The 7,785-nt window shown below is 59.0% G+C and carries 5 protein-coding genes; all 5 read right to left on the bottom strand.

Annotated elements, in window-relative coordinates:
• Positions 1-151 precede the first annotated feature (151 nt).
• A complete protein-coding gene (locus QZL71_RS09855) occupies positions 152-1,849 on the bottom strand; it encodes a peptide ABC transporter substrate-binding protein (protein WP_294648611.1) in 1,698 nt (565 codons plus the stop codon).
• 430 nt (positions 1,850-2,279) lie between these two features.
• A complete protein-coding gene (locus QZL71_RS09860) occupies positions 2,280-2,798 on the bottom strand; it encodes a hypothetical protein (protein ID WP_294648612.1) in 519 nt (172 codons plus the stop codon).
• A gap of 112 nt (positions 2,799-2,910) precedes the next feature.
• Positions 2,911-4,485 (bottom strand): ribonuclease Y, encoded by a 1,575-nt coding sequence (gene rny / locus QZL71_RS09865; RefSeq protein ID WP_097774149.1) that lies wholly within the window; start codon positions 4,483-4,485, stop codon positions 2,911-2,913.
• A gap of 381 nt (positions 4,486-4,866) precedes the next feature.
• Entirely contained in the window at positions 4,867-6,633 is a 1,767-nt protein-coding gene (locus QZL71_RS09870; RefSeq protein ID WP_154256397.1) for a tyrosine-protein phosphatase, read from the bottom strand.
• Between the two features lie 122 nt (positions 6,634-6,755).
• Positions 6,756-7,484, bottom strand: coding sequence for a glucosamine-6-phosphate deaminase (nagB, locus tag QZL71_RS09875; RefSeq protein WP_005936840.1), 729 nt, complete (start codon positions 7,482-7,484; stop codon positions 6,756-6,758).
• Between the last annotated feature and the right edge of the window lie 301 nt (positions 7,485-7,785).

Raw genomic sequence — 7,785 nt, forward strand, 5'->3', positions numbered from 1 at the left:
CCCCTTAAAGTTTCTTCTTCTCCCTGCTCAAGACAGGGCGGCTTTTTCTGCCGCGGTCATCCGTGCGCCGGACGCGGACAGTGCAAAAGCCAAAAAGTCGCACAGCGGCAATCACGCTGCCACTGTGCGGCATTTCAGTTCTCGATCAGGATCAGACGCTCTTCTTTGCGTCCTTGAAGACGCGGTTCAGAGCAACCGGGTGGAAGTCCACGCCGGTCACGGCAGAAGAGATCATCTCGGCGTTGCACTGACCATACAGCGGGAAGATGGCGGCCTGCTCCAGCACGATGGACTCAGCGTCATACATGGCTTCCCAGCGACCCTCGGGATCGGTGCACAGATCGCCGGTGGTGCACTCTGCAATGACGGCATCGTAGTCAGCATCGCTCCACAGACCGTAGTTGTTGGAGTTGCCGGTGACCCACATGCCCAGATAGGTCATGGGATCGGCGTAGTCGGGGCCCCAGCGGGTCAGGCCGATCTCAAAGTTGCCGTCCTGCATATCCTGCACGCGCTGCTTCTTGGGCTCTACCTTCAGCTCCAGAGTAAAGCCGGGCAGAGTGGTCTGCAGCTGCTCCTGAACGACCTGAGCGACCTTCTGGGGAGCATCGTCGGCATCGACGACCATGGTGAAGGAGAAGGAATCCTTGCCCAGCTCAGCCTTGGCCTGCTCGTAGTACTCTGCAGCCTTGTCGGGATCGTATGCGCAGAACTCTGCAAACTTGGTCTGGTCGGCGCTGAAATCGCTGCCATCCGGGCCGGTGGCGAACTGTGCGGGCACTGCGGTGTAGGCGGGAGAAGAGCCGTCCTTCAGCACGTCATTGGTGATGGAATCACGATCCAGTGCAAAGGTGATGGCACGGCGCAGGTTCAGGTTTGCCAGCTCCGGCACAGCGTCCATGTTGGGGCTGATGTACCACAGGTAGCCGGCACCCACGCTGGTGAACTCGGGGTCGTCCTTGACCTGCTCCACCTGCTCGCCGTTCAGCAGAGTGATATCCAGATCGCCGTTCTGATAGCTCATCAGAGCCTGCTGGCTGTCCTTGATGACCTGATAGTTCAGGCCGTCCAGAGCAATGCGGTCAGCATCGTAGTAGTCGGCGTTCTTCACCAGCTCAAAAGCGGTGGCGGCCGGCTCATAGCTGGTCAGCACGAATGCACCGTTGGACAGCACGGTGTCTGCGCTGGTGCCGTAAGTATCGCCGCAGCTCTCAAAGAACTTCTGGTTCATGGGGTAGAAGGTGGGGAAGTACATCAGGCTCAGGAAGTAGCTGACCGGAACGTTCAGCTCCACCTTCAGGGTCTTGTCGTCCACTGCGGTGATGCCCAGATCGGTGACGGGCTTGTTGCCTGCAATGATGTCGGCGGCGTTGACCACCTGACCGATATCGCTCAGCATGTAGGCGTACTCGGATGCGTTTGCGGGGTCAACAGCACGCTGCCAGCCAAACACGAAGTCTGCTGCGGTAACGGCATCGCCGTTGGACCACTTTGCATCCTTCAGGTGGAAGGTGTAGGTCTTGCCGTCCTCGCTCAGCTCATAGCTCTCTGCCAGAGCCTCCACGGCTGCACCGTTCGCATCCATCTGCATCAGGCCGTCGGTGTAGTTGGCGATGACCTCAAAGGAGGTGCCGTCGGTAGCCAGCTGGGGGTCCAGAGACTGGACTTCGGTCTCCAGCATGACGTTCAGCACACCGCCCTCAGCAGAGGCGGCTGCACCAGAAGCAGCGGTGGAGCCGGAAGCAGCGGTGCTGGAAGAGCCGCCGCAGGCAGTCAGAGCCAGTGCAGCAGCCGATACGCCTGCAGCAGCCAGGAAGCTGCGGCGAGAAATACGACGATCGAATTTCATATTTTTTCCCTCTCTCTTACCTCAATGCTTTATTGAAGTAAAGCATTGAATGGTGAAAAATGCACAAAGGTTTTTTGCTCCTCCTCTGGAGCACTGCACACCTTTGTGCGATATCCGCATTATACGCTGTTCCACCTGAAAAGGAAAGGCTTCCGGCTGTTTTTCTGTGCTTTGACCAATGGTCAGCAAAAATTTTGTTTTTGTTTTTGTGCAGTTTTGAAGATATACTGTAGTTGCTCAAAATACAGTTTCACGAAAACATGAGTTTTTTGTGTTTTTCGGGGAAACAGATGAAGAAATTTCACCTGCGTATTTTCATTTTTTGTGCATAAGTCGTACTTTCAGCCTGTTTTTTGTGCACATACCAGACACAAAAAATCCCTGCTGAAAACGCACCGTTCTCAGCAGGGGAACACCGTTTTTTCGGTTTTTAGGCAAACATAGCCACTACGTAAGTCTCGCCGCCGTATTCAATGAACACCGCGCCCATCCGTGTGCAGCCTGCCGCATAGCTGCGCAGTGCGCTGCCCGCCTCGCTCAGCGGCGGAGCATATAAGTAGCCGGTAAAGCCCCATTCGTTGTTCATTGCAAGGCCGATCACCACGCCTCTGGGCAGGAACAGAAAGCTGGTGGAATGATCGATAAAATCGTACACATTCGTGTCCAGCATGGCACCGGAGCCGGTGGTCATGGGCACCTTGCGTGTCAGCAGGCCGGACTGGGTGGTCAGCTGGGTGGAGTCCTCCACCAGCCAGTCTGCCAGACGGCTGGCTGCATCTTCCAGATCGGTATTATAGGTCAGGCTGGGGTCTACCTCTTTCATCAGGGCCTTGGCCTGTTCTGTATCCTTCTGCACCGTGCCGCCCATCAGTGCACTGCATCCGGCCAGCACCGCCAGCGCCAGTACACCCGCCAGCAGGCAAGCCAGCCATTTTCTTGCATGTTTCATATAGTGGTTCTCCCCTTTCGGTCTGTTTTTCTCCATGATACCTTTTTTGCCGCCGGATTACAAGCAGAAAAAAGCTGCTGTGCATCTGCACGGCAGCTTTTTGGGCAAAACTTTATTTTGCGTACTCCACAGCGCGGCTCTCGCGGATCACATTGACCTTGATCTGGCCGGGGTAATCCAGCGTGTCCTCGATCTTCTTGGCAATGGAGCGTGCCAGCAGGATCACCTGATCGTCGCTGATGACATCGGGCTTGACCATGATGCGCACTTCGCGGCCTGCCTGCACGGCAAAGGCCTGCTCCACACCCTCAAAGCTGGAAGAGATTTCCTCCAGATTTTCCAGACGCTTGACGTAGCTTTCCACGTTCTCGCGGCGGGCACCCGGGCGTGCAGCGCTGATGGCGTCGGCAGCCTGAATGATGAAGGCCAGCGGGGTCTTGGGTTCCACGTCGCCGTGGTGAGCCTCAATGGCATGGATGATCTGGGTGTTTTCCTTATACTTGCGGCAGATATCCACACCGATCTGCACATGGCTGCCCTCGATCTCATGATCCAGTGCCTTGCCGATATCATGCAGCAGACCGGCACGGCGTGCCATGGTCACATTCACACCCATCTCGCCTGCCAGCAGACCGGCCACCCATGCCACCTCCATGCTGTGGGTCAGGGCGTTCTGGCCAAAGCTGGTGCGGTACTTCAACCGGCCGATCAGCTTGATCAGGTCCGGGTGCAGGCCATGGATGCCCAGCTCCATCACGGCGCGCTCGCCCTCGCGCTTCATCTGCAGCTCCAGCTCGTGGCGGCACTTTTCCACCGTCTCCTCGATGCGGGCGGGGTGGATGCGGCCATCACCGATCAGGCGTTCCAGCGTCATGCGGGCCACCTCGCGGCGGGTCTGGTCGAAGGAGGACAGGGTGATGGCCTCCGGGGTATCGTCGATGATCAGGTCCACGCCGGTCGCGGTCTCCAGAGCGCGGATGTTGCGGCCTTCGCGGCCGATGATGCGGCCCTTCATTTCATCACTGGGCAGCGGCACCACGCTGACGGTGGTCTCGCTGCAGTGGTCGGCAGCGCAGCGGCTGACGGCCTGACCGATCAGGTTGCGTGCGATGTTGTCGCAGTTTTCCTTCAGGTCGGTCTCGTAGGCGGCAACGCGCACGGCCTTTTCGTGGGTCAGCTCCTCGTCCACCTTGTGCAGCAGCACCTCGCGGGCGTCCTCCTGACTCAGACCGGCCAGCGTTTCCAGACGCTCCATCTCCTTGGCGCGCAGGGCCTCGATCTCGGCCAGACGCTCCTCGGCCTCAGCGGCGCGCTTTTTCAGCTCCTCTTCCTTCTTTTCCAGTACCTCGGTCTTGCGGTCGAGGGCGGTTTCCTTCTGGTCGATGCGGTTCTCCTGACGGCTGATCTCCGCACGGCGCTGCTTGATCTCCTTATCGGCTTCTGCCTTCTGGGCATCCACCTCGGCCTTCAGCTTGAAGGCCTCGTCCTTTGCTTCCAGAACCGCTTCCTTGCGTTTCTGTTCTGCGGTCTTGATCGCTTCGTTCACCAGACGGGTGGCCTCGGCTTCCGCGCTGCCGATCTGGGCTTCGGCGGTCTTTTTACGGTTGTTGTAACCAATAAAATAGCCTGCACCGATGCCCGCAGCAAGCGCGACGATCAAGATCACGATCCAGATGATCGTGGACATCGCATTTCACTCTCCTTTGTTAAAATTCAAAATTCTGAATCATAAGCAGGAGACGCTGTAGGGCAGGTGTAGGCTGCAAACATTTTTTATAAGTGAGCTTTCAATGCAAAAAGTGGCAACAAGACCACACGCACGGCAAATGCCGCACGAACAGGCTGCAAGCTTTTCTATCTACAGTTCTATCTTATATAAAAACAGGCAGGCTCTGCCTGTAAGGGACACGGGTCACGGGAACGACCTGCACACAGCGTCTTTTATTCCATACTACTATTTATAGTACGAAACAATTGCCCGCTTGTCAAGAGGAAAACCCTGCCCCGCAGAACATTTTGTGCAGAAAACAGGGACAGTATCCGCACCGGATGCCGTCCCCGTTCCCGTTTATTCCAGATACATCCTGCGCAGCCGCATCAGGCGCGCAGGGGTCAGGCCGTATTCGGCTTCCAGATAGTTCTCGGCGCTGCCGTATTTTGCGCGGATGGTGCGCAGCACAAAGGGTGCGGCTGCCGGGTCCACGCCCGCCTTGCGGTAATAGCGCATCCGGCAGGCCGGGTTTGCCGCGATCTCTTCGGCGTGCTCCGCCAGCACTGCGTCGATCTCAGCCTTGCGGCAGAGATTCGTGCGCTCATAGTCCGCACAGATCGTCTCATCCGAAGCGCCCAGTGCCAGCAGAATGAGCATGGCCGCCACGCCGGTGCGGTCCTTGCCGGCCGAACAGTGGAACAGGATGGGGGTCTCGCCTGCTTCCAGCGCACGGAACAGCTCCTTGAACGCCTTGTTGCCAAACAGCATCCGCTCGTACATAGCCTGCACGAAGGTGCTGCCGTCGGCGCTTTCTTCATAGCCCTTCATCAGGGCGGCGATATCATCCGGCGCAAAGGAGATCTCGTGGCCGTCCTCGGCGCACAGGCCGCAGATCTGCACCAGACGTGCACCGTCCGGTACGTAGTCCGGTTCTTTCTGCACTTCCCCGCTGCTGCGCAGATCAAGGATCAGGCGCAGGCCCAGCGCGTCCAGCTTCGCGCGGTCGGCCTCACCGGTGAGCTTGCAGGTAGGGATTCCGCGCCAGATCTGGCCCCACTTGATATGCTTGCCCTCGTCGGCTTCGTAACCGCCCAGCTCCCGGAAGTTGGTGCCGCCGGCAAAATCCAGCTGGGTGCCGGGCACCGGGTGGGCCGGTGCAGCCTTTGCCGCAGCGCTGGACAGCACCGGGAAATTGTAGAACGGCTTTGCGGGCCGTCCGCGGCGGGGCGGCAGGCTGGCCGAACCGCCCAGCACCTCCATCAGGTAGCTGCGCAGCAGGTCGATGTAGGCAGAGGAATGATCCCGCCGCTGCACCAGTGAGACGCACAGCGGGGGCAGATCTTCCAGCAGCACATCCCGCACACGGTCCAGTTCCCGTCTGGCTCCCGGTTCATAGCGGGTCAGACAGGTGCAAAGCTGCTCCTGCACAAGATAATAGGCCTGATAAAAGCTGGGGCCGATCTCCGCATTCGGCGCAAAGCCCAACCGGGCGCAGGCCGACCACAGCGGGCTGAACAGATCCTGCCGCAAGCTGGGCAGCAGCACCCGCTGACCGCGCAGCTCTGCCAGCGGGATGCTCTCCTTATCCCAGAACGCGTGCCCCCGAGGCACCAGCAGGCAGGCAGGGTCTGCCCGCAGGGTGGTGCGGGCCAGTACCGGCGCAGCACAGCCCAGATCGATGACCAGACCCGCGTCCAGCTCCCCCTGCTCCACATCGTCCGCCACCGCATCGTTGTCCATCATGCGGAAGCGCATCTCCACATGGGGATACTGCTGGCGGAACTTGTCCAGCTGGGTCTCCAATCCGGGCAGGTAGTCCGGCACCAGCGACACACTGATGCCGATGCGCACCGGCTGCGCCGACTGGATCTCGGCCCGCAGGGATGCCTGCATCTGCTGGAACTGCTCCACCACCGGCGCGGCATGGCGCTGCAGGCTCATGCCGCGGTCGGTAAGGGTGAGCTTGTGGTGGGCGCTGAGGAACAGCGGCCCGCACAGCTCGGCTTCCAGCGCAGAGATGCTCTGCCGCAGTGCCTGCCGTGACAAAAACAGCCGCTGTGCCGCGCGGCTGTAATTCATTTCATCGCACAATACCAGAAAGTAGTGCAGCTGGCGGATATCCATGGTTTCCTCCCTGAGAAAAGTATCGTATAAAGAATACCGCCTTTTTGCGCGATTGTAAAGCCGTTGGCAGCAAAAAACTGCCGCACAGCATTGCACCGTGCGGCAGTCAGAGCGTGGAACGATCAGATCAGGCTCAGAGCTTCCTCGTCGCCCACCAGCGTAAAGTCCGGATGCATCTGCAGGATGCTTGCGGGCACCTCCGGAGTGACGGGGCCGAAGAATGCCTTCTTGACGATCTCGGCCTTGCCTGCGCCGTTTGCCACCATGAGCACCTTGCGTGCCTGCATGATGGTCTTGATGCCCATGGTATAAGCCTGCTTGGGCACCAGATCCACATTGCCGTCAAAGAAGCGCTTGTTTGCCTCAATGGTCTCGGCGGTCAGGTTCACACAGTGGGTCTCCAGCTCAAAGGCTTCGCCCGGCTCATTGAAGCCGATGTGGCCGTCGTGGCCGATGCCCAGCAGCTGCAGGTCGATGCCGCCCACAGCGTGGATGATCTGGTTGTACTTTGCGCAGGCATCCTCTGCATCGGGGTTGGTGCCGTCCGGCAGGTTGATCTTTGCAGGGTCGATGTTCACCTTGTCGAACAGGTTGCGGTGCATGAAGCTCCAGTAGCTTTCCGGGTGCTCCTTGGGCAGGCCGCGGTACTCGTCCAGATTGACGGTGGTCACCTCAGAAAAATCGATGTCGCCCTTGTTGTACCAGTCCACCAGCTGTGCATACGCGCCCACGGGGGTGCCGCCAGTCGCCAGACCCAGCACGCAGTTGGGCTTCATAATGACCTGTGCCGAAATGATATTGGCTGCCTTGCGGGACATATCCGCATAATCTTTTGCACGAATGATCTTCATTACAAACGACCTCACTTATCATCTTTTTTGCCGCTCTGCACGGGCTGCGCAGAGCACTTCTGCGTTTAGTTTATCACATTTCGCAGACAAGCGCCAGTCATCCCGGCCATCTTTTCGGTGTGTTTGCACAAAAAGATGCAAAGCCCCGCCGTTTGGGCCGGCATTTCCGGTCACGAACGCGCAAAAACGCCGCCGGGCGTTTCCACACCGGCGGCGCTGCATGTTGAAAGATCAGTTCCCGCTGCACAGGCCGCAGGCGGCACAGGCGGCGGGGGTGGCGGCACAGCCGCCAAGGGCGGTC

The sequence above is a fragment of the uncultured Faecalibacterium sp. genome, from assembly GCF_900066275.1.
GTDB lineage: Bacteria > Bacillota > Clostridia > Oscillospirales > Ruminococcaceae > Faecalibacterium > Faecalibacterium taiwanense.